Annotated in this window: 18 protein-coding genes; 6 read left to right on the top strand and 12 right to left on the bottom strand. The window is 39.7% G+C overall.

Annotated features, from left to right (window positions below; all coding sequences use genetic code 11):
* Window positions 1-4 precede the first annotated feature (4 nt).
* The 7 genes from IEY67_RS16925 to IEY67_RS16895 all read right to left on the bottom strand — a co-directional run bounded on the left by IEY67_RS16925 (window position 5) and on the right by IEY67_RS16895 (window position 8,407).
* A complete protein-coding gene (locus tag IEY67_RS16925; RefSeq protein WP_183671810.1) occupies window positions 5-1,120 on the bottom strand; it encodes a fimbrillin family protein in 1,116 nt (371 codons plus the stop codon).
* A 25-nt stretch (window positions 1,121-1,145) separates the two neighbouring features.
* Window positions 1,146-2,465, bottom strand: a complete 1,320-nt coding sequence (locus IEY67_RS16920) for a fimbrillin family protein (RefSeq protein ID WP_075557036.1) — start codon at window positions 2,463-2,465, stop codon at window positions 1,146-1,148.
* Window positions 2,466-2,499: 34 nt separating this feature from the next.
* The gene (locus IEY67_RS16915; protein WP_183671811.1) at window positions 2,500-3,474 is read right to left on the bottom strand and encodes a fimbrillin family protein; all 975 of its coding nucleotides are present in this window, start codon (window positions 3,472-3,474) and stop codon (window positions 2,500-2,502) included.
* Window positions 3,475-3,540: 66 nt separating this feature from the next.
* Window positions 3,541-4,500 (bottom strand): fimbrillin family protein, encoded by a 960-nt coding sequence (locus IEY67_RS16910; protein WP_183671812.1) that lies wholly within the window; start codon window positions 4,498-4,500, stop codon window positions 3,541-3,543.
* Between the two features lie 49 nt (window positions 4,501-4,549).
* The gene (locus tag IEY67_RS16905; RefSeq protein WP_229801105.1) at window positions 4,550-5,512 is read right to left on the bottom strand and encodes a DUF5119 domain-containing protein; all 963 of its coding nucleotides are present in this window, start codon (window positions 5,510-5,512) and stop codon (window positions 4,550-4,552) included.
* A gap of 14 nt (window positions 5,513-5,526) precedes the next feature.
* A complete protein-coding gene (locus IEY67_RS16900; protein ID WP_183671813.1) occupies window positions 5,527-6,999 on the bottom strand; it encodes a DUF3575 domain-containing protein in 1,473 nt (490 codons plus the stop codon).
* 490 nt (window positions 7,000-7,489) lie between these two features.
* Entirely contained in the window at window positions 7,490-8,407 is a 918-nt protein-coding gene (locus IEY67_RS16895) for a tyrosine-type recombinase/integrase (RefSeq protein ID WP_183671814.1), read from the bottom strand.
* A 684-nt stretch (window positions 8,408-9,091) separates the two neighbouring features.
* On the opposite strand from IEY67_RS16895, the gene IEY67_RS16890 reads away from it, so the two are divergent.
* On the top strand, window positions 9,092-10,117 hold the full coding sequence (locus IEY67_RS16890) for an acyltransferase family protein (RefSeq protein ID WP_183671815.1): 1,026 nt from the start codon (window positions 9,092-9,094) through the stop codon (window positions 10,115-10,117).
* Window positions 10,118-10,134: 17 nt separating this feature from the next.
* Here IEY67_RS16890 and IEY67_RS16885 read toward each other — a convergent pair whose 3' ends face one another.
* Window positions 10,135-10,638, bottom strand: a complete 504-nt coding sequence (locus IEY67_RS16885) for a DUF5655 domain-containing protein (protein ID WP_221267814.1) — start codon at window positions 10,636-10,638, stop codon at window positions 10,135-10,137.
* Window positions 10,639-10,707: 69 nt separating this feature from the next.
* Between IEY67_RS16885 and IEY67_RS16880 the strand changes: the two genes are divergently transcribed.
* The 4 genes from IEY67_RS16880 to IEY67_RS25450 are packed head-to-tail and all read left to right on the top strand — an operon-like array spanning window position 10,708 to window position 13,550.
* A complete protein-coding gene (locus IEY67_RS16880) occupies window positions 10,708-11,124 on the top strand; it encodes a very short patch repair endonuclease (RefSeq protein WP_183671816.1) in 417 nt (138 codons plus the stop codon).
* Between the two features lie 46 nt (window positions 11,125-11,170).
* Window positions 11,171-12,466, top strand: coding sequence for a DNA (cytosine-5-)-methyltransferase (gene dcm / locus IEY67_RS16875; RefSeq protein WP_221267815.1), 1,296 nt, complete (start codon window positions 11,171-11,173; stop codon window positions 12,464-12,466).
* 45 nt (window positions 12,467-12,511) lie between these two features.
* The gene (locus tag IEY67_RS16870; protein WP_183671893.1) at window positions 12,512-13,327 is read left to right on the top strand and encodes a type II restriction endonuclease; all 816 of its coding nucleotides are present in this window, start codon (window positions 12,512-12,514) and stop codon (window positions 13,325-13,327) included.
* Window positions 13,269-13,550: a type II restriction endonuclease gene (locus tag IEY67_RS25450; protein ID WP_183671817.1), complete on the top strand. Its 282-nt coding sequence runs from the start codon at window positions 13,269-13,271 to the stop codon at window positions 13,548-13,550. Before IEY67_RS16870 ends, IEY67_RS25450 begins: the two co-directional genes overlap by 59 nt.
* Before the next feature lie 286 nt (window positions 13,551-13,836).
* Here IEY67_RS25450 and IEY67_RS16860 read toward each other — a convergent pair whose 3' ends face one another.
* From IEY67_RS16860 to IEY67_RS16845, 4 genes are all read right to left on the bottom strand, one after another.
* On the bottom strand, window positions 13,837-15,123 hold the full coding sequence (locus tag IEY67_RS16860; protein WP_183671818.1) for a hypothetical protein: 1,287 nt from the start codon (window positions 15,121-15,123) through the stop codon (window positions 13,837-13,839).
* Window positions 15,124-15,126: 3 nt separating this feature from the next.
* Complete coding sequence (locus tag IEY67_RS16855) at window positions 15,127-17,898, bottom strand: EcoRII N-terminal effector-binding domain-containing protein (protein WP_183671819.1); 2,772 nt, start codon at window positions 17,896-17,898, stop codon at window positions 15,127-15,129.
* 103 nt (window positions 17,899-18,001) lie between these two features.
* Window positions 18,002-21,097, bottom strand: coding sequence for a DEAD/DEAH box helicase (locus tag IEY67_RS16850; RefSeq protein ID WP_183671820.1), 3,096 nt, complete (start codon window positions 21,095-21,097; stop codon window positions 18,002-18,004).
* Window positions 21,098-21,192: 95 nt separating this feature from the next.
* Window positions 21,193-21,900, bottom strand: a complete 708-nt coding sequence (locus IEY67_RS16845) for a DUF169 domain-containing protein (RefSeq protein ID WP_122374579.1) — start codon at window positions 21,898-21,900, stop codon at window positions 21,193-21,195.
* Window positions 21,901-21,992: 92 nt separating this feature from the next.
* Here IEY67_RS16845 and IEY67_RS16840 point away from each other — a divergent pair, with 92 nt between their 5' ends.
* Entirely contained in the window at window positions 21,993-22,883 is an 891-nt protein-coding gene (locus IEY67_RS16840; RefSeq protein ID WP_122374580.1) for an MBL fold metallo-hydrolase, read from the top strand.
* Window positions 22,884-22,886 lie beyond the last annotated feature (3 nt).

The raw sequence follows: 22,886 nt of genomic DNA, 5'->3' as shown, positions 1-22,886 counted from the left end.
TCCATTATTCTACCGGTATATCATATTCACCGCCATCATTCCAGCCTGCCACCTGTATATCCGTCAGTTCGATACCCTGCGCCTGCATACGGATATTGTAGATATAATTATATCCCTTTTCCCATTTGGCAGTAAACGTGCCGGGATCCGTTCCACTACTCTCAGACGGCTTCATCGTAAATACCCGGCCATCATCCAGCGTCAGTTCCAATGTGACACCGGCACCCGTCACCGGAACAACCAACCCGAATGCCTGAACAGGTGTTTTTGGGGTATCTCCCGTTCCTGTTACGCTCCCGATACCACGCATATCGCCACCTGCCGTAAACACCAGCTGATCGACTGCCGTCAGCGTACCTTCCAAGCCACCCGTCGAAAGGTTCAGTTTCGCGGAGGTTGACTTGTTAAAGCCTCCGCTGCTTTTCAATACCACCTTCTCTATCAGGCAACCGGCAAAAGCCGAACCTTCCTCCGAGACCCGGAAGCTCACCTTCGAGAGCGCATGTTGCATCAGAAGCGATACCTCCGGATGCCAGCGGTCTACCTGTTCCGCCGCCATGCAGTAGAGGTAATCGTCCTGGTCGGTTTCCCATTGCACATCGGTCGCGGCATCCACCGGCTGACCGCCGTCATAGAAGTAAAACTTCTGCTTGTCCAATACCTTGACACCGCTCATCAACGGCACTTTCGGAGTTCCCGAAAGCGAAACGCTTTTCTCGGACGGGGCATAAGCATAAACAGTTCCTTTTTCGGTATACAGGCAAAGAGGTTCTTCTCCTTCCGCCAACTCCCAGACAGGCAGTGTAGCCACGGCATTGTATGTAAATAACTGACCCCGGACACTGCTTTCATAGAAACTGACAGCACCGCTGCTATTTTGTTTGGTAACGCATACTGCAACAGAGGTGAGCGGGTTCGGATTCTTGTCTTCCTCCCCCGGCCCTCCTGTAACGACACTCCGGGATTCTACTTCCAATGACAAGCCCAGGTCCCTGATACCTAGAGGAACACCTTCTTCCCTTTCACCACCACCGGGCCCGGGCGAAACGATATCCGCCTCGGTACAACCGATACACAGCAACAGGAGTATAACCGGTAATATGTATAAGTTCTGTTTCATGGGCTTTGTCTTTAATATAAGTTAATTACAACGGTATTTCTTCCTGCTCACTTTCAGCCCAGGCTTCTACCGTTACATCCATTATCGTCAGCTTGTTACGTCCGGCTGAAAACGTATAGATGTAATTGCTTCCGGCATCCCAACTGTTTCCGGGCAAGGTGATCGGATAAACGACTGCCGTTTTCGACCCTTCCTGCAACGTGATCTCCACATCGATTTCATTGTCTCCAAAAGTTTCAATCGGATAAATAACCGCACTGACTGTCCGGGAAACGAATGTACCTTTTATAGCAGACGAACCGCTTCCGGCAGCAATGAAAGCATGTGCACCTTCAGTCCCTCCTTCTTCTATCTGTCTCATCAATATATAATTAGTTATCGTACGTGCCATACCGGTAGTGGTAGATGTTTCCGTGATTGCCCCGTCTTTCAGTGCCATCTTTCCGTTGCCGGTCTTAAACAGGTTCGTACCACCGGTATGGTTCTTTACCTCAAACTTTGTAAACTTCACATCGTTATCGCTTAAGTGCCCGCCATCGTACACACGGAAAGAGATCATCGCCATCCCATGATGCATATCCAGATTGATCTTATAACCGGGGTTGTCTGCATTGTTATTATCCGGATCGGCATCCGGTGTTACAGGGGTTTGTCCGTCCGCACGTCCATTGTTGACATAACGGCCTTCTGTTGCGGCAAAATACAGGTAATCCTTCTCGGTCGACAACGACAAGTTTTCCGGAGTTTTATTACTTACAGGTGACCACTTACCATCTACCCAACGTCTTTTAGCATTGTCTGTAGAGGCATCTATCTCACCGCTGGCAAGGACCTTTACTGGGATTTTAAGGTCGGATTCACTACTTATGGAAGAAAGGGTAGTTGTTAGAGTTGCATCATAAGGATAATAAGCATAAACCTTTCCGACCGTTTTGGTCAGATAATAAGGGACTTCTTTCGTTAATTTATAAGTATCTTTCTTATCCTTGACCGAAATCCAGTTCTTTCCTGTTTCGTCACCCATATACCAGACATGGTGACCTTCATACTCTGTTCCGTCGGGAGTGTACCAACCGGTTGCCCCGCTATTGGTAACCCATACGCCCAATCCCGGCGCATAATCGGAACTGGCGTATTGGTCTACCGGATAGGTGATTGCTCCACCGCTTACCACCGATTTCGTTTCCGCCCTGGTTCCCGCATCCACTTTCAGGTTGGGAGTGATACCCAAAGCTACCTGACCGCCACTACCCGGTTCAGGGTCGATTTCTGTTTCTGTTTCCGAGCAGCTTGTCGCTGTCAGAAGGGCTATCAACATAACCCACATTGTCTTAGTTGTTTTCATTTTCCTTCGTTTTAAAGTGTTTCTATGTAATATTTTATATCGGCATATCATCCTGTTCATGATCCGTCCAGGCTTCCACACTGACAGAAGTTGTTTGTATTTTACTCTTATCCGTAAAGAAGAGTGTTACAACATGGCTTTTACCTGTCTGAAAGCCACCTTCTATATAGAAAGAGATTTCCGAAACTGTTTCATGTTCGGTTCCCCTGCCGTCTTTCGTCGTTGTTATCCGAAGGTGCAACGGGTGTTCTGCAGTTCCGTCCACCGGGGAAACCGGAAGCAGGAGATATCCTTGCGGTTCGGGAAGATCTTCACCGGCTATTGCCTCCGGGACCGGTAAGTTTGTTATATCCTGTACCGGAATATTTTTTATTCCATCATCTGACGATATATCATCCAAATGGGGAGTTTCCTGTTTCAAATCCAGTTCCTGCCGTGTATGTACGTCTATTGCTTCGATTGTTTTTATCGTTCCCCATCTATCAGCCTGGTCACTGTAACAAACCAAACGAACCTGTGTCAGTAAATGACGGAACGTACAGGTTTGTACCGGAACATATCCGCTGCCTGTTAGGATTCCCGTTGACATAATATCAATTGTACCATCCACTATAAAGGTTACTTTGCCCGTTCCTGCCACAGCTTCCGCTTCACCCTTTGCCGGATAATAGCCGTGCAGGTGGATATGACGACCATCCTCCGGGTATGACTGGGACTCGACAAACACGATCGGACGATTCCCCTTACCGCCTGTTCGCACTGCTTCATATATACCCCATGCACCATAACTTTCTCTTGGAACAACCGTTTCATCCTGCCGGGCAAAGCAAACCTCTAAATCCTTTTCATAGCCGGAACCGATCACTCCGCGCGTTGATTGTCCGATCGCCCCTTCCAGGCAGACCGCTGTTTCCGGAACCGGCTCTGGAGTAGGATTGCTGTCTGAACAGGCGGCGAGGCCCGGAAGGATGGCGATGGATATGAATGCTATGACTATGAAGTTATTCATGATTTTGATAGTTGTCTTGTTTTTTTAATTTACACACCCCCTGCCCCCTCTCGAAGAGGGGAAAGGTTACTCTTTGGGGGTAATGATAGTACTGCCGTTATTACCCGGTTGCCACTGGGAGATACCGGTTTCTACTGCTATTTTGCCGTCCTCCGTAAAGGTGAGCGTGATAAGGTGCGAATAACCGGCTTTCACGCCTTCACTGATATTGGAGACGGTTACGTTCAATGTTTTGGGACTTCCGTCATAAGTTCCTTTCACTTCTAAACTGACAGGTAAATCTTCTGTTCCCATATTCGCTGTCGGGTAAAGCAACAGATAGCCGGTCGATGGTTTTTCGGCATCCAAAGCCGAAACTGTAGACGGACAGTTTTTAACCGTTAGCGTTTGGTCGGCTATTCCTGTTGCCGTCAGTTGAGCCCCCTTGGTTTTATCGAGCGATAGTTTCAATCCTGTTGCTACATTCTTTACTTTAATGGAAGTTATAGCCGTCCATTTTGCGATCGCTCCGGTAGAACCCGTACATTTAAACTGCAATTGGGTAAGCAGATGGCTGAAGGTGAAAGTCTCGAACTTATTCACCAGCGAACCGGTCTGCACTCCTGTTGCCATTATATCCTCCTCACCCGCAATAGTATAAGTGACACTGACCGGGTTGGCGGTTCCACTGTTCAATACCCAGCGTGGATAGTAACCGATCAAGACGGACTCGCCTTCTTCCGGCAGATAGGTTTGTTCCGGTTCAAACGTTAGAACCGTGTTACCTGTACCACCTGTGCGAACCGCATCGATAGACGGGGTATTCCATTGAGCACCCGTTGTTCCGGGGTTATCCAGACGGGCGAACGAGACTTCCAGGTCATTCGTATAACCGCCGCTGATCACTGCACGGGTAGCCTCCGCTATTCCGGCATTCACTTCTATTGCCTCGCCAGTTCCATCCGTCACCGGCTCTTCCGTGTTCGTGCAATCACCTAAGAAAGCAGCCACTAACAGACTCATGATCAATAATTTTCCTGTTTTCATATTATACCAGTGTTTTTATTGTTACTATTGTTCTCATTTTCATTTCGTTTCAGGGAATTACCACACCCGAACCGTCACTGCCCGGTTTCCAGTCCGTCAGCGTGATCGTCAAACCGCTTATTTCATCATAGCGGACAACCAGATCAAGTATCACATGTGTCGTGACAGTTGCGGTGAACGCATCTTTCACATCTTCCGTTATATCCGTGGACGAAGTGATTTCCTTTCCATCTGCCAATGTCATCGTAAGGGAAAGGTCGACGGGTTCGTCGCTTCCCTCCTCTTCCTCACCCGGGGATAAACCGAATAAGCTCAGGGAAGAGGCATACACACCCGGACTGACCTCTTCCGGCTCGAACGTCATAAAAGCAGGCGTATCGAACAGCGGCTTGCCGGAAGGTATATGAACCCGTGACGATACACCGGTCAACCTTCCGGACAATACCGTAGGAACGACATCCCCCTTATCCCCTCCTGTGACTTTTATATTCATTTCCAAAGTACGGACAAGGTTTGCCGGAGTCAACTCCTTTGCTACCGTTTCCCCTCCGACTACCTCAATCTGCTCCAGACCTGTACCATACAAGCTACCCGGACAGGCTATCTGTACGGAACTTGATTTTAAGGAAGAGAGTTGTTTCGCCCTTCCGCAGGCTTCCTCATACCCCTTCTCCATTTCAAGCGTGACACCCGTACAACCGGTGTTACAGACGGCTACCCGGTAACGCCCCAAAGGCAACGTACCCTCATATCCTGAAACGTCCCCTGTACGCATGAGCGGACTTTCCGAATCTTCCGGGTAGAAATACCAGGTCATATTATCCGGGCAACTACTGTTTGACTTTCGAAGCAGCAAACGTACTTTTCCGTTCTTCTCCCAATCTTCATCCGTCATGCGGTAGGCACAGGATGAAATCATCATAATCCAGACGATACCGATCACCCAAACGGCTACCTGCATCATCCTATATCCTTTATATCTTATACCTCTTTTATTTCTATATCTTTCCATATCCTCACCTCCTTTTATCTGATTTGAAAACGATAGGATAGACTGATCTTTAAACCAATCATAAAACCTGTCGAAACAAAACGGGTTTCCAGATAATTACGGTTATCAAGCGGATCATACCGGTATTTCTTCCCACTAAAAACTGAGCGGTAACCGGCACGGGCACGCATATCTACTCCAAAGCCACCGACCAGAGAGAAGCGATAACCCATCGACAGACCTGCCGACCAGAAACAACCTGTCCGTCCATAAAGCATATCTTCCGACACGTCGATCGCGCTTCCACGTACATCGAAATCTCCGTATTCGACAAACAAGCCGGTATTCAATCCGGTAAACCTACCCGAAGGAGATAGCCAGATACAAGGTTCGAGGGAGATTTCGGATACAGCCCAGTGATCGCGCGTCTTGTCTTTATAGGCAAAGTCGGAATATATTCCCGACAAGGCTACCGACCAACGACCGGCGAAACAACACTCCACTTCCAGGTTCGGCATAAATGCCCCCGTTTCTATCTTTGTTTCCCCGGTTCCTAAACGGATCGAAGGGACTACACCGCACCAGGGAAGAAGGTTTGTTTTTACCCCCAGATATACTAGGTTTTGCTTCATCGGAGTTTCTTTCGTCCTTACAGATTCAGTTGGTTGTCTTTTCCGGTCTTTCTCCGTCTGTTCTTTATTATCTGCTTGCAATCCGGTTTTCTCGGAAACAACTGTTTTCCCGGTTGTCTCTTTATACTTTGTCACCTTCCGTACTGTTTCCCTGGTTGTTACGGTGGTGGCTAAAGCGATGTCCGGCTCTTCTATCCGTTTACTATGGCGTACCGTATCCATTACGGAAGCCAAACGGTAATCTTCCAGTTCCGTGCGGTCAAAAAGAGGATCGTCGATACGGTACACTTCACGGTCGTAACCTCCTGTCTCACCACGACGGTACAGGTCTACATAAGGGACTGCCCCATATTCACCGATGGCAGCCGCTACCGCTACCGGATAACGGCTTTCACTGTAATGAATCGAAATGTTCGCAAACCACGGAAGTGGTTTATACACCTTATAGACATGCACCTGATCACGATAATTTCCGCTACGGTCAATATAAAAGGCAACACAATCATGGGGTATATCGAAACGGGTTTTCAGGTAGGCACGGATACGACCTGCACGCAGTGAGGCTTCGTTCACCACCTCTTTATCTTCGTATTCATAGGCATTCACATGCGAGACGATCAACAAATGGCAATCACCTTTTAGGATTTGGTCACGGGACACGTCGAGTAAACCGCCCATACGTTCCAATTGATAAGCGTTGTCTCCGTAGTCGGCAAGGAACAGGTCATTATCCCGGCGGAAAGAGAAAAGGAACGATTCTGCCTTATAATAGGTCGTAGTCTGGGCATCCGCTCCTATCCCCAAAAGGAAGTTGAGCAGTAACAGGAAGATTGTTCTTACCTGTATTTTCCGGTGTGGACCTTTTATCCTATACATATTAATATATAATACCAGTTTGTTCAATACTGAACAGTGACTATGATTATCACTAACTCTCTGTAAATGTTCACCTTATTTATATAATAAGGGTAGAGGGTGAAAAAAGCCCTTCCCCGAAGAACCTCCTTAGGGAGTTTTTAGGGTAAAAAATGAAGGATTGATGTCTTTTTGAGTCTTTTTAGAGGAAGAAACGGAACTGCGGAAATAACAGTTTTCTCTTAACAGATTTAAAAACGATGGCAGTCCGGGCCTGTTCTATACCATCTTGTAATGAAATTCATATTATATGGCTAAAAAATAGGTTAACTTGTGAAATTTAGTAAAATAAATATGCGTTTTTTAAGAAAACACCCTACACTCCTTGTTTTTTCATTTTTTTCTTCTTACGTTTGCCACGTACTTCATTACAATTCAGGATTTTTCTTATTTATAAAACACTGATTGTAAGACTAAAAGAGGATGTTCTCCCTTATTATATAAATAAGGTTTACCCCACCCGCAAACAGCTGCCGACCGCTTCGGAAACCTGCCGGTTTGCTTTGGCTATTTCCGATACGTCAAACTTCTGCAAATAGAGACGGGTCGTTTTTTCCGATGTATGCCCCAGTGCCTGGCTGATCACGCCGATAGCTACATGCAGGCGGTACGCCTCCGAAGCCCAGGCATGGCGGAACGAATAGGTCGTCAATGTTTCCGGCAAATCCAGCATCACACTGATTTCTTTCAGGTAACGATTTTCCGTCGCCAGACAGGCTTTATACTGTTCGTGGGTCGCATCTTCCGGCAATACAGGGAAAAGGTAACGCCTCTCTTCGTCTTTATACCGGTCGAGCAGCATCTGCATCCCCGAAGTCACTTCCATCTGGATAAAGGCTCCCGTCTTCTGCCGGTGGTATTGTAGTACCGTACCGTTCTCCACCAGATTCTCACCCGTCAGATGCACGATATCCACAAAAGGAATGCCACAAGCCATAAACGAAAACAGTGCCAAATCAATAGCAAGCTGTTTCTTCGGCTCACTTTTCAAATCCAGAGCGGCTATTTCCTTTATCACTTCCACCGGCACAGCACGCTTGTGCGTCTCTTCCCGTCTGAGGTGAATCCCGGCAAAAGGCGACTCTCCCGTTTTCTCCTTCGATTCCCTTCGGGCACGGTTATACATCGCCCGAAGGTTACTCATGTAACTGTTCACCGTATTCACACGCAGCCCTTTCTCACGCAACCATTTCAGAAACGCCTCAACCAAAGTCGGTGTCACATCTTTCAGGCACAATTCCTTACCACCCAAGAAACATATAAAATGATTCCTGACTGCCCGATACAGGTCAGCCGTACTTTCATCTCCGCAGGAACGTTTATCCTCTTCCTGCAACAGCATCTGTCCATAAAAATCTCTTTTCTTCATACTCTTCCTCCATTTTATTCGGATTAATCAAAAAGATAAAGATAAACATTCATCGCTTTCAGAATGTTCGATTTTTACTGATCAGGCTAACAGCGGTTTTCACTCAAACAGCTGTTCCGAAAGAAAAGACCACCTTATCACCCTGTTTTCCTCTCTTCATAACCCCTCCTTTCGGAAATCATTGCAATGAATCTTCCTTATCATCACAATGTCCCGACAGAGTCATCACAATGACTTCACGCACTCATCACAATGAAGTGGGACAATCATTGTGATGAAAATTTTAACACTACAAAATATTGGGAAATTATCTTCGGGATTATACTCTAATACCAGGTTTACGTGTCTTTCTGAAAGCTAGAAGCTCTTTCTGAACAGTTCATTTTCAGTTGACAGATTGCTGCAGATTTTGCTTTTTCCCTATCACTAGCCCTGAAATCATCACGATGATTGTTTTATTGTCTTATCAAATTTCTTTTCTATCTCCTACAAAAATCTTTATGATAAACCTCAACCTCTGCTGAGGCCCCCAAAGAGCATTCCTCACCTACCCTTCTCCATACAAAGCAAGAGAATGAAGGGATAATTATCAAAATGACAATCTGTAATGATTAGATGAATCGTTAGGACGTGAGATTACTTTAAATTATCTTTGCAGCCATAATCAGAAATAAAAATTTAGACATGATAAAACCTCTTACCTCGTTAAGGTTTATATTTGCATTGATGGTATTTGCCGCACATTGTTATGTAATCGATCCTCATTTCTCCCATTTTTTATATAAAGAAGGGTTTGTCGGGGTAAGTTTTTTCTTTGTATTAAGTGGTTTTATCATCGCATACAATTATCAACGAAAATTTGAATCTAAAAGTATATCTCGTCGTGAGTTTTGGATAGCCCGCTTCGCACGAGTTTATCCATTGCATATCGCCACTCTTATGTTGTATCCTCTGGTCGGAGGGGCTCTATTGGCAATGAACTGGGATACGGTATTAAAACTTGTGTCACAATTATTTTTGGTTCACCCGTTCATTCCGCAGACGGACTACTTCTTTGCTTTCAACTCCCCCTCCTGGAGTTTGGGGTGTGAACAACTGTTCTATTTCTTGTTTCCATTTTTAGCTTTATGGCTAAACGATACCCGTAAGTTGTTTTGGATATTGATTGCAACAGGTTTAATAGTTGCCTGTGGTATGTATTTCACTCCTGAAGAGCAGATACGGGCTTACTGGTATGTGAATCCATTGACTCGGCTACCGGATTTCCTTGTGGGAATGTTGCTCTTCAAACTGTATGACAAGAGTACAGGAAATTGGAGTGTAAATCGGGCGACATGGTTTGAAATCGGAGCGGTAGCATTATTCATTGCGTTTTATTATTGTGGTTCAGCCGGTGTACTACCTAAAGTATATCGGTATTCGGTATATTATTGGTTACCCGTCTCTTTGCTCCTTTATGTCTTTGCAATGAACAAAGGAATGATTTCCCGCTTTCTGAGTAATAAATATCTTGTAATCGGTGGCGACATAAGTTACGCCATGTACCTTATCCACCTGTTTATTATAGAATTATACAAAAGCACCGGTTGGAATTATCCGTGGCAAATAGTAATCCCAATATTACTCTTGATTACCATCTGTTGCAGCCTACTATCATACCGCTATTTTGAAAAACCGGTGAATAAGTATATTCGGATGCATTTAAAATAGTCCTATTTTATCAAAATTCAATAATCTTCCATTTGCTTATCAAAGGCTTGTTGAATTAAATCCATAACATCATCTATTTCATTCAAGTTATATAAGCCAACTTCTACATCTCCATTTCCCCATCGTCCCACTTCCGAGACATCTTTACATAGCCCTTTAGGATCAAGGATATCCGGAAAAGCAATATTCAAAGACAAGCGCAACCTCGATTTCTGAGGGACAATATCAACAAAATTTGTATAAGCCTTAAAAGCAATATACAATTTCTTCATTTCCTCTTTTACGGAAGGATCTGTATTCATAATCCTCTTACGTAAAGCATAATACAATGTCAATATATCATCTTTCAAATATTCATAATGCTCTAATGTGTATTCAGGATTTTCAATATCTGATGATTTATAGGCTTCAAGAATATCTACTGGCAAATAAGGATACTTCCAAACTTCTTTTGCCTTTTCTGCTAATTCATGGGCACGAATTTGAATATTTTCCTCATTCCATTCTTCAACATGCCTCAAAAAATAATATAATTATATATTTTAAATCCATTCTTTTTTATAGGTTTGTATCAAAAATGACAATAGCAAATGGCAGACGTACATTCAAAAGAGACACGGAGCTATAATATGTCCCGGATAAAGAATCACAACACTAAACCGGAAATCATAGTTCGTAAATACCTTTTTCATAGAGGATTTCGTTATCGCATTAACGTCAAAAATCTTCCCGGCAAACCTGATATAGTATTACCTCGTTACAAAATCGTTATCTTTATAAATGGTTGTTTCTGGCATAAACATGAAGGATGCCCCTATTTCGTCGTCCCCAAAACAAGAACAGACTGGTGGATGGAAAAAATCAACAAAAACAAAATCAGAGATATAGAACAACAAAAACAATTGAAAGAAGCAGGATGGAAGGTTTTGATTATTTGGGAATGTGAACTTAAGCCAAACCAAAGAGAAAATACACTTACAAAAATTACAGAGTCAATCATTGAATAAATAATGAATGATTATTGTACCTTTGTATTAGAAAGAGAATAATGACATGGAGAAAAAAGTAAATCTTGAACTGTTTCCGGAAAAAATATATATTAGTGATATTGCAGGTAAAAAGATGAAAATCCGTATATATGGACCTGATTCTTTGAACAAGCAGTTAGCTCTTATTACTCATTATCTGCACAATAGAGACTCAGAAAGTGCAAAAACATATAAAGAGGAAGCCGTTGCAGGAATAAAAGAACTAGTTACATATAAATATCCCAATATTAATCTAAAAAGTTTTGTTGCAGAAAATCCTTTACAATATGGTCTTTTCAAGGATATCTTCAATATACCTTATCCCTCTCCAGAAAAACCCCTATTTACATTTATTGATCTGTTTGCTGGGATGGGAGGTTTTCGCATTGCAATGCAAAAACAAGGAGGAAAATGCGTATTCTCTTCTGAATGGAATGAATTTGCCCAAAAAACATATATGGCAAATTTCGGAGAGATGCCTTTTGGAGATATAACCAAAGAAGATACTAAAAAATACATACCAGATAATTTTGATATTCTATGTGCAGGTTTCCCTTGCCAACCATTTTCAATAGCTGGAATATCCAAAAAAAATAGTTTAGGGCGTGCACATGGTTTTCTGGATAAAGCCCAAGGTACGTTATTTTTTGATGTGGCAGATATTATCGATCGTAAAAGGCCTAAGGCCTTTTTTCTAGAAAATGTTAAAAATCTCGTTTCACATGATAAAGGTAATACATTTAAAATTATCTCAGAAACGTTAAAAGCTTTGGATTATGATATTTATTATCAAATAATGGATGGAAAAGCATTCGTTCCTCAACACAGAGAGCGTATTATGATCATAGGTTTTGATAAGCTATATTTCAAAGGCAAAGAAAGTTTTTCTTTCCCTGAATTATCAGAACCTCAAAAAACAATAAGTGATATTCTTGAACCTAATCCTGAAGATAAATATACGCTATCAGATAAATTATGGGGATATCTTCGAAATTATGCAGAAAAACATAAAGCAAAAGGTAATGGTTTTGGTTATGGCATGACTGATTTAAATGGAATCTCACGAACATTAAGTGCCCGATATTATAAAGATGGTTCTGAAGTACTTATACCGCAGGGTGAAAACTCTAATCCCAGAAGACTCACACCTCGCGAGTGTGCCAGACTAATGGGATATGAAGACAACTATATAATTAATGCTGTTTCTGATGTTCAAGCTTATCGCCAATGTGGGAACTCCGTTGTCGTGCCCTTAATCACCGCTGTTTCTGAAAAGGTCGTCAAATCACTATTAGACAATAAACATGAGCAAACTAGTTGATCTTGTTGTTAACACAATAAAACAATCCCAAAATGCATATTGTAAATATATATCATCCAATGGTGCAGGAAAAACAGGAGCAAATCAAATGGATACTATATACCTAAAGATGTCACCTCCACATGGATTGATAAAGACTGGAGAAAAGGGATAAATACAGAACGTAAAATTTTAATTAAATGGCAAAATGATTTTGAAACTTCGAGTAAAATAAAATATTACGGATGTGGAACACGTAATGAATTTCGTATTACATGTTTTGGCCGAAATTTTCCTTTTTTACAGGATGATAATGTTGGTGATGTATTGATTATTTGCCAAATGGATACAGATAATTTTCAGGCTTTTATACTTCAGGCGGACAATGATATTGACGATTTTATGGCATCATTTAATCTTTCCTCCAATGACACCAATCATTTTATAAATAAAAATACAACCTATAATCCTGAAAAGAAGCTAAAAGAGATATTTTCAGGATTTATTAGTCAATTTTCAGAATTTCCTCCTACAAAGGAAATGGCTATATTTGCTATGAACTGCTATATAGAAGCATGGCGTGTCTCTGATCAAAAAGTTATAAATGAAATCGATAAACAGTTATTAAAATGGATTGAAACAGAGTTCAACTTATTTAAAGCATTCGAAGAAAAACTCTATACAAAACAACTCACGCACCTGTTTACTTCTATTGAGGAACAAGTTAAATTTTCAAATATGGTTCTGAACTGCCGTAAAAGTTGTGCGGGTAAATCTTTGGAACACCATTTGGAAACATTTTTTCAAAAACAAGGATTAATATTTGAGTATCAACCCCTTACTGAAAATAACAAAAAAACCGGATTTTATATTTCCTGGTAGTAAAGAATATCATAATCTCTTATTCTCTAATGATAAGTTAATCTTACTAGGAGCAAAAACAACCTATAAAGATAAATGGCGTCAAATCATCAATGAAGCAGATCGTATCCCTATAAAGACCCTACAACAAGGTATTTCCAGAAATCAATTAGCGGAAATGAAAAAAAGCAAAGTGACATTGGTTGTCCCACAGCCTTATCTCAAATCATTTGATAAACAATGACAAAGTAAAATATTAACACTCAAAACATTCACAGAATGGGTAAAAGAAAAACAAAACAAATAATACATTTATATGCGTTGATCAGATATCTTCAATCCCCACTCAAAAATTAATCATTTGAATTTATTCTCAAACAGGAGTTCTAATAAAAAAGGGTAAAATCAGATCTTGATTTTACCCTCTCTCTGTTACAGGAACTCATTTTTAATTATGGATACATAAAAAAACAACATATCTTAACATTGTAATTCATATTCTACCATATTCTGTCTTTCATGCATATCTTTTAGAAAATCTTTGTGAATCCAGGCCTACTTGCATAGCTACTGTAGCTAAATTGAATTTCTGATAATAATTCCTTATTAAGCATTTTTAAATTATAAAACTCACTCAAAAAAACTGTACCTGGCAATGAAAAAACATATCTAAAATCAAAAATTAAAGTTATATCATTTTCAACATCATCATGAAATAAATGATCGAATTTTTTTATACAGTCAGGTGTTTTTCCATTCAAACGAATTTCACATTTATCAGAATCTTTCCTGGCAGGTTTAATTATTCTGACCCCACTTAACAATTTTATATTTTTACCATATTTGTTCTGAGCATAATCACACGGCCTAGTTATATTAAGAACAATATCTTCTATTTTTGTACTTTCAGAATCAAGTTGATATTTAAGAAGATTATTCACAATTACATCATCTTGTATAGAGTAATATTTTTGCAAAAAAGCACTATCATTTCTGGCTATAATACCCGGAAAAAGTTTATCTTTCAGATCATCTCTCAATGTAAAGTGGAACCAACTATTTAGCCGCCTATCAACATGAACAGTATTTATTTTTGACAAATCATAAAGATTTGCTTCATCTTCCTTTGATATATTATTCTCTGAATCATATTGGGGAATACTTGATACTAAAACATTATTTAGGGCCTCAAATAACACCGATCTTTTTAATAATGATTCCGAATTTTTAACAACTTCTCCTCCATGACTAACTATTATTTTTCTTATTTTATTTGTAGATTCATTTACATCTTCAGAAACTAATCCCCCCAAAACTATATTTGAAGTTTTTTTTATGTTATTCTTCCAAATCTGAATCTCATCAAATGCAGGTATATCAGACAATTTATTTTCTATAGAATCAATTAATTTGCTATAGTCATATTTCCCAGTACTTTTATTTATATAATTTCCTTTATTTTCAATAAATACCTGATAAGGCTTAGTATTATATTTTTCCAATTCACGGAGAACGCCACTCGCCTGTGAAGGATCTTTTGTCCATAGTATCAAAATATAGAACGACTTTGGAGGAATAATATCTCTAACCCAATCTGCCGGCAATTCATAGTCCAAATCGATTCCCTCTTTATAGTACAAGTCCAAGTATAATAAAATAACATCAGACATTTTTTTTTCAGGACGATCATCACCATCATACAAATTTGCATTAAAAAATTTACAACCAGCTCCTGATTTTTGATAATATTCAATGAGTCCGGAAACCTCATCTTCTTTGTCATCAACGATAACAACATTAGGTTCAAAGTATTTCATAAGTTATATTTTATTAAAAGTCAATTTAACTACTGCTCCTCCATATTCTTTTGGAATTCCATAATCTTCAGCCTCAACTTCTGTAACAATATCAAATTTTCCATATTTCATCATAATTGTATCTACAAGATACAATCCTATACCAATACCATCATTCTTTCTTGAAAAGAAAGGTGTTATTATATCAGATATGTCATCTTTAAATCCCGGACCATTATCTGCTACTATGACAACCGGAACATTGTTATCCAGAAAACTCTTAATAAAAATTGAAGGTTCCTCCCTATTCACTGTATCAAGCCAATAAATACTATTATCTATAAGATTCATCATTATTGTAACAAAAAATCTTTTTTCAACCTTCAGATTTTCTATATTTTCATCCAAATCTAATATATTCGTTATTCTTCGATCCTTTAATTTACGTTTATAATTATCTACCGCTCGCTGAATAGCTTTGTTTATATCCGTCTTTTCACTACCTCCTTTTCTAAGCACTGATATAATACCTTCAGTATAAACCCTTAATTCTGCTACTTGATTTACTATTATATCCTTATCCAAAAACTCGTATTGAATAGTTTCCTCCATTCTTGGAACAAGCTTCTCTATTTCATGTAAAGCTACAGAGGCAGTCATACCAACTCCCGCCGGAATCATAAGTATTTTAGTATCTTCCTCATATTTTTCTTCTAATTTTTTTGCCTCTATGATTAATTTTTCTTTTTTTTCCGCGGTATCTATTTCTGAATTTTCAACAAGTTCTTTAAAGTTATTAATTCTTGCCGCAAAATTCTTTTCCGTTACCCCTCGATTAAAATTTAACCATCTCCTGCGATCACTTAAACGAATATTTTTAAATTCTGTAAGCAGATATCTGAGAACAATAAAAAATAAATCATATGCTTTGTTATGAATAAATCCTTCCCGATTTGTTTTTTCCACAAGGGAAACAGATTGCTCCGGATTCAAGTAGACATATCCTATATTTTGATTATTTGAAAACCACTCTTTATTTTGAATACGTTCTAAATCTATTCCCAGCCAATCATTTCCTTTTTCTCCATAGTCAAAAACACGCATATCACCTTTGTAAACCTTAATACCCGAATGCTCTCTTAAAACAGTTTTTGTTAATTTGTTATCGCTTGAATAATCTCTTAAAGAAGCTGAATCCAAATCATATGAATAAAATTCAAAAATTAAATTTCCAAAGGGCAATGTTTGTACTTCTTTATCAAAACTCAAGAGTTTTTCCTCAACCTCTATATCGTCAAATCCTTGTTTTTCATATGACGAACGAAGATACGGTCTTAATGCGCTTTTAATATTAATGTTATAACGTTCATCATCTTTTATTTCCCTTTCACCAATCTTACTTGTATTCTTTAAAGAGAATTTATAATCAAGTTCCATATTAAAATATTTATCCACAGAAATCAAAATCTTATAAGGAGCTTCCTCTAAAAGATCTTCTATAGAAGGGGAGTCATATAGCCATTGATTATCAAAAGACAAATTTATTTTAAAACTATTTTTCTCCAAACGAGGTGATAACATCGAAATAGTATAACCTTTCAACTCTTTCGCCATACCTTTTGTCCATATGTCTTTCAAATTCTTTAGCTCAATATAAGTACCACTCCGATCTTTAAATTTGAATACTCGCGGATCTTTTCTTATTTTCCAGACTACCGGAACATCAGATAAATGTCGGGATTGATTAAATTCATTCCAATCTATAGACAATTTTATCTCATAATCTGCAAGCAAAGTCGATATAATATTACCTTCATTATCTTTTTTTATTAGTAATGGACGAGTAATAAGGGTTATCTCAGATCCAAGTTTATGAACAGCAAAACGTCCAATCCCTTTTTCCCCCATAGGTACACGCCTATATATTGGAGACTTTACTATTATTCTCGCATTTGACAATTTATCAACAGGCTTCCTGAAATCACTTCCTGGCTCTAACCATACATTTTCAATTATATCTGAAGTCATACCAATTCCGTCATCTTCAACCGATATAAATGCCGTTCCCTCCTTATCAATATTATTAAAATTGACATCAACCTTCATAGCATCAGCATCGTACGCATTCTTTACAAGCTCATAAATAGCCATTACAGGACTTTTTATAAGTTCATCTCCCAGTAGACTTAATATATGGGCTTTCGGCCTAAATGTTTTTTCTCTGATCTCATCTTTGTCATTATCTTTAGTAACAGGAAACAAAACAAGTTGTTCCGATTTATCCGGCTGAAGTTCTCCGTGGGCATCTTTAAGAACCTCTATATTTTTATCACTATTGATAATGATTGTATTAAAATTATCTTTAGTAAATCCAGACTCTTTAAAAAAATCCTGCACACTTTCTTTATAGATAATAAATCCTTCGTATGTATCATCAAAATTACGTATAATTCCCAACACATCATCAATATTATTTTCTTTAAGAAAAGGAAAGTTCTGCCCAAAACGTGTAAGACGATATTCATTACGTGTTCCTTTTCCATAATAAATAGCACGACTCTGGGTATTCAGGCCATTCCCCCAATTGATTATTACATACTTATCTTTATTATATCCTTTAATACCTGGAGAATCAAAAAAAAGTTTCCATGAGTTTTTGGGAAGATGAAATCCTGCTTGATGAGCACCTGTTGCACCCACATCATTAGCTGTAATAAGTTTCAAAAAACTAATCTTTGCTCTATGTATCTTATCAACAAGATATTGGATATTTGACACTTCCATTTCGATTTTCAATATTTTTTTCTCAAAAGACTATCAGAAGTCTTCTTTAAATGATGATTTTTAAGACTACAATATATTTTACAAATATAACAAATCAATTCTATAAACATTTATTTCATTTTATAAATTTCATACTAAATACATTTTTCAACTTACAAAAATAAGGCTGCCCCAACCAAACCCTTTCATCTCCTACAGCTACAAACCGTAATTTTGCACGTGTCAAAGCCACATTCAGCAAATTGGGTTTGGATGAAGCCCAAGCAGCAGCGCCTTTTGTCTTTTCATCAAGTCCCAGACATAAAATGACACCTGCAGCCTGTTTTCCCTGGAAAGTATGGACCGTTCCGATATGAGCATCCAGCCATTTCTTCAGTTCATCATCTCCGATCGGTTTAAAGGGGGCAAGTGCTTGCTTTATCGGTTGACGCAATTCTTTTTTCAGGACAGATGGTATTTCCAAAAATGGAGAGATGACAAACAAATCCGGTAAATCCTGTAATTGACGGATCTCATCCATAATCATCAGCTTGATGACAGTTCCTTGCTCCGGTACATAATGACGACCACGCACCTGACCCTCAACCTGTACAAATCCGTTCTGCATAATCAAACCAGACGAACCTCCCAGAGTCGAATTATACATCATATTATTATATGCGATCTCATTAGCAATGGAAAACATCGGATCGATACAACGGCGGTGAACCCGTAAAGGTGAACCGGTCCAGGTATCATTAGTAATCCAGCCATACGGATTCGCCCGGTCAGCCATCGACTGAACGGAAAGTGAAGTATGTATCTGCGTCTTATCCAGTCCAAAATAACGACTAAAATTATTGATGATCTGCTCCGGTATCGTTACGACAGGCTCTATCTGGAAAGGGTCACCTACAATAACGGCCCGTTTCGAACGCCAGATAGCCCCGGCAGCCGCCTGTGGAACGGCCTGTCCTGCCTCATCTACAAATAACCACGGAATAGAAGCCGCACCCAACGTACTGAACATACGCTGGATAGATGCAAAGGTGGAAGAGACGACAGGAACAACCAACCAAAACGTATTCCACATCGCCTGTATCTCCTTCTCGGTAAGGTCGCCACCCGTTTTCAGGTAATTGAAGAAACCATCCAATGTCGTTTTTATCCGACTCGATGTTGCATTTGCCCGGAGTATAAACAGTTCGTTCACCTTCATCGCTTCGATGAACAATTCGGATTGCAACTGCTTCAGTTTCTGAGAATACCAGGGAGAGGTTTCTTGTGTTTCCTTCGATTCGATTTGTTTCCAAAACTCAGCATCAGCATAGGCTCCTTTTAACTCCTGACGAGCTTTTTCAGTAGAATCTACCAGCTGAGTATATAATGCATTTACTTTATCATAATCCTTTTTACTCTTCTCCTGTCTCTTTTTCAGCTTCTCTATTTCTGAATAAAGCGCATGTAACCGGGCTTTCTGCTCTGCAATAGTCTCTGTCTGCCTATTGTATTCCGACAAAACAGAAGCCACAGCCTTTTTATATTGAGTTCGTACTTCCTTGCTGAACCAATATGTAAAAAATCCGGGACGAGTAGACTGCAACAGTTGCATTTCACTCTTTATTTCATCCCTTCTTCGCGTACCCTCTTCTATTTCAGCAGACAACAGAGCAGATGCATTTTCCCGTTTATTCAATTCTTCCTTATCAAAAGTCAAACGGTTCTCTGCATCTTCACACTGAATCCGAATCTTCTCTCTGTTTTCCTCATCTTTCATAAAACCGGTCAGACGGGATTTCTCTTCCCCGACTTCATGGAGCTTCTTTTTAAAAGACGATACAACATTTAACCATTCTTCTTCTGTGGGTTTATAATCGGCTAACTGTTGCTTTAGCGTATAGGTTTCCTTCTCCGAATTCCCATTCCAGATGCTACCGATCAGTTTTCGTTGATTTTCTTTATTTCCTAATACAGCAGCGATTATTCCCCAATATTGTTCATCCAGACATTCCTCACTAACCTGCCGGAAATATCCAACCTGATCAGAATAACCTTTTACTTCTCCTTTTAAGGGTAGTTCTTTTGAGATATTTTCTACCGCTCCATTATTCGAAGAAGCAACAACAATACCTCCATCACTGATGGAAGGATCCGGTGCATAAATAAACGGAGTATATTTATCACTGACCTGTACCTCACCTATTTTACGGAAAGCCTTTGCCGGATCAGTAAAACCAACCATCTTTTTAGCACGCTTCACCAGAATTGCAGCAATAATATCCCTTAGCAAGGTTGTCTTTCCTGTACCGGGAGGTCCGTTTACAGAAAATAGTCCCTCTTGTTTCTCACCGGCCAACTCTTTATTGACAGTATTTACAGCAAACTGTTGCATCAAACTTGCCCCATAAGGAGACGGCCAACAACCATCCGGGTAATTTTCCGGAATCAGACTTTCTTTCAGAATCTCAGGATGCAGGGATAGGTCCGAATGAGCGAAATCTTCATTCAAACAGGCACTCAAATAATTCTTAAATGCTGTATTATAACCTTCTTTTTCATAAGAAGCAATTATCCGCTCCAAATCGTCGATATAGAAACTGTTCAATATATCAGCATTCGATTCATCCGGATCTGAAGGGTTATTTTTCTTGAAAACTTCTTCTGTACGAATGTATATATCCGTTTCAGGAGAAGTACTCCACTTCAGTTTCCGCATGATTAATGATTGAATTTCTTGTAGATTTTCGAGTGTCTGGGTATCTGACAAATAACTCAGAAAGTCTTCAGCCAGTTCTTTCCGGTTCTCGGTTAATTGCTCAAACAGATTAGATTTTAACTGATTAAAATCCTCCGACCAGGTATCGGTTTCCACCTTATCTTCTTCCAACTGTTTCAATGCCCAAGGCATCGTAGAAAGACCAAATGTATTTTGTATGTATATACCCTGACAATCCAGTTTAATAGAAGCATAACAAACCTTGGCATTAACCGGATTCGGATTGACGCTTTCATCCTTAAAGAATTCTTTTACAAAATCGGAAACAGATGTCAGAGAAAAGACACCCAGATAAATAGTGTATTGAATCGTCTTTCTCGGATCTTTTGCTTCCAATGGACGCATCCATGGAAGCTCCTCCCCCAAACGTTTTACACTATTATCTTTCGGAAGAAGAGCCGGAGAAAAATGTTCCAGTTTGTGCCAACAGGAAAGTATATGTTTATAATCTGGCATTGTATTATTTGTTAGCTGTTTCAATTAACCACCAACAAAATTACTAAATCATTTTAAATACAATGCATAGAGGTTTATACAATATCAAAATTTCTTTATTCCATCCTGGCTTTTACCTTTCCCCAGGCATGCGTATCAAACAAACAGCTACTCCGCATTGTATCGTACATTTCCCTGAAACGTGACATCGGTATCATAAAACTTAAAATATCCGGTTCAAAATAAGGACGCACGGAAGGGTCGAAGAATCCGATAAAAGTGCGCTTTCCCCCTCTCGCATTCTCAATAACAGCTTGTGTGACTACAGAGCAACAACCGGAGCCAAATAAAGAAGTAACGGCATCCTGTGAATTATTATCGAAAAACGCCCAGGTAGCCAGGCCGGAAAGCATATCGGGTGTTGCCAGAAACAGAATTCCTTCCAGATTATCGAAGTTCTCAACTTTATCCATTCGGGCAAAATTCAGATAATCCATCTTTGCTCTCGGAACTTGCAATTCCTCCAAAAACTCAGAAACGCCTTCAGGGGTTTGTTTGTATTTTTCTTTTAAAGACACAAATCCGGGAATCCGTTCGGGCATCTCTGTAAAACCAGTATAGAATTTTCCACCGCCACAACCGATATTTTCCACACTCAAAGTAACCGTTTGCCCATCCCTGACATCCTTCATACATTTGAATAAACATCCTCCGATTTTATCAACAGAGTTTACCGGTTGCTCTGAATACCAAAAGACGATTGGAAGATCCACTTTTTCACCAAATGCTTCACGATAATTATTGAGAAATACATTTATGTCCATGATCTGATTATTTATTGGTTTTGTCAAATATACGAAAAATTCAATTCTATTATAGTATATTTGAGCAATCATTACAATATAAATCAAAAGCTATGTATGAACTTCAACAAGCAGGAGAACAAAGCTACTATATAAACTCACCGGCAAAGATCGGTATCTATCGGCAAAACGATACGGATATTTATCTGATCGATAGCGGAAACGATAAAGAAGCGGCCAAAAAAATCATTAAGATTGCTGCTGCACAAAACTGGAAAATAAAAGGGATTATCAATACCCATTCCAATGCAGATCATATTGGAGGAAATGCTTATTTACAAACACAAATCGGCTGTCCGGTTTTTGCTAACGGGATAGAAGCAGCTTTTACACAATACCCCATATTAGAACCGTCATTCTTATATGGAGGATATCCCTGTAAAGAGTTACGGAATAAATTCCTGTTAGCGAAAGAAAGCCAAACGTTGCCTTTTGCCGATAAGGATTTCCCTCGTGAACTGGAGATCATTCCCCTACCCGGCCATTTTTTTGATATGGTAGGTTTTCGTACTCCTGATGATACCGTTTTCCTGGCAGATTGCATCAGTAGTGAATCAACTCTGAATAAATACCAGGTCTCTTTCATTTACGATGTTGCCCGTTACCTGGAAACACTGGATTTTGTTGAAAAGATGCAGGCTGCACGATTTATTCCTTCGCATGCAGAAATGACAACTGACATAAAAGAACTGGTATCTGTCAACCGGAATAAGATTTACGAGATAGCCGACACCCTGCTCGAAATCTGCTCCATCCCTCAAAATAGCGAAAACATTCTTCAGATGCTTTTCGACAAATACGGATTATCGATGAACTTTGAACAATACGTACTGGTAGGCAGCACGATCCGCTCCTATCTTTCCTGGCTCAAAGATCTGGGTAAATTATCCGTCAGCTTTGAGAACAATACGCTTCAATGGAAAAGCGTTCATTCACCCCATTAAATA

The organism is Parabacteroides faecis (genome assembly GCF_014647375.1).
Classification (GTDB): Bacteria; Bacteroidota; Bacteroidia; order Bacteroidales; family Tannerellaceae; genus Parabacteroides; species Parabacteroides faecis.
The sequence above is the reverse complement of the archived record's forward strand: the minus strand, read 5'-3'. Positions and strand labels throughout refer to the sequence as shown.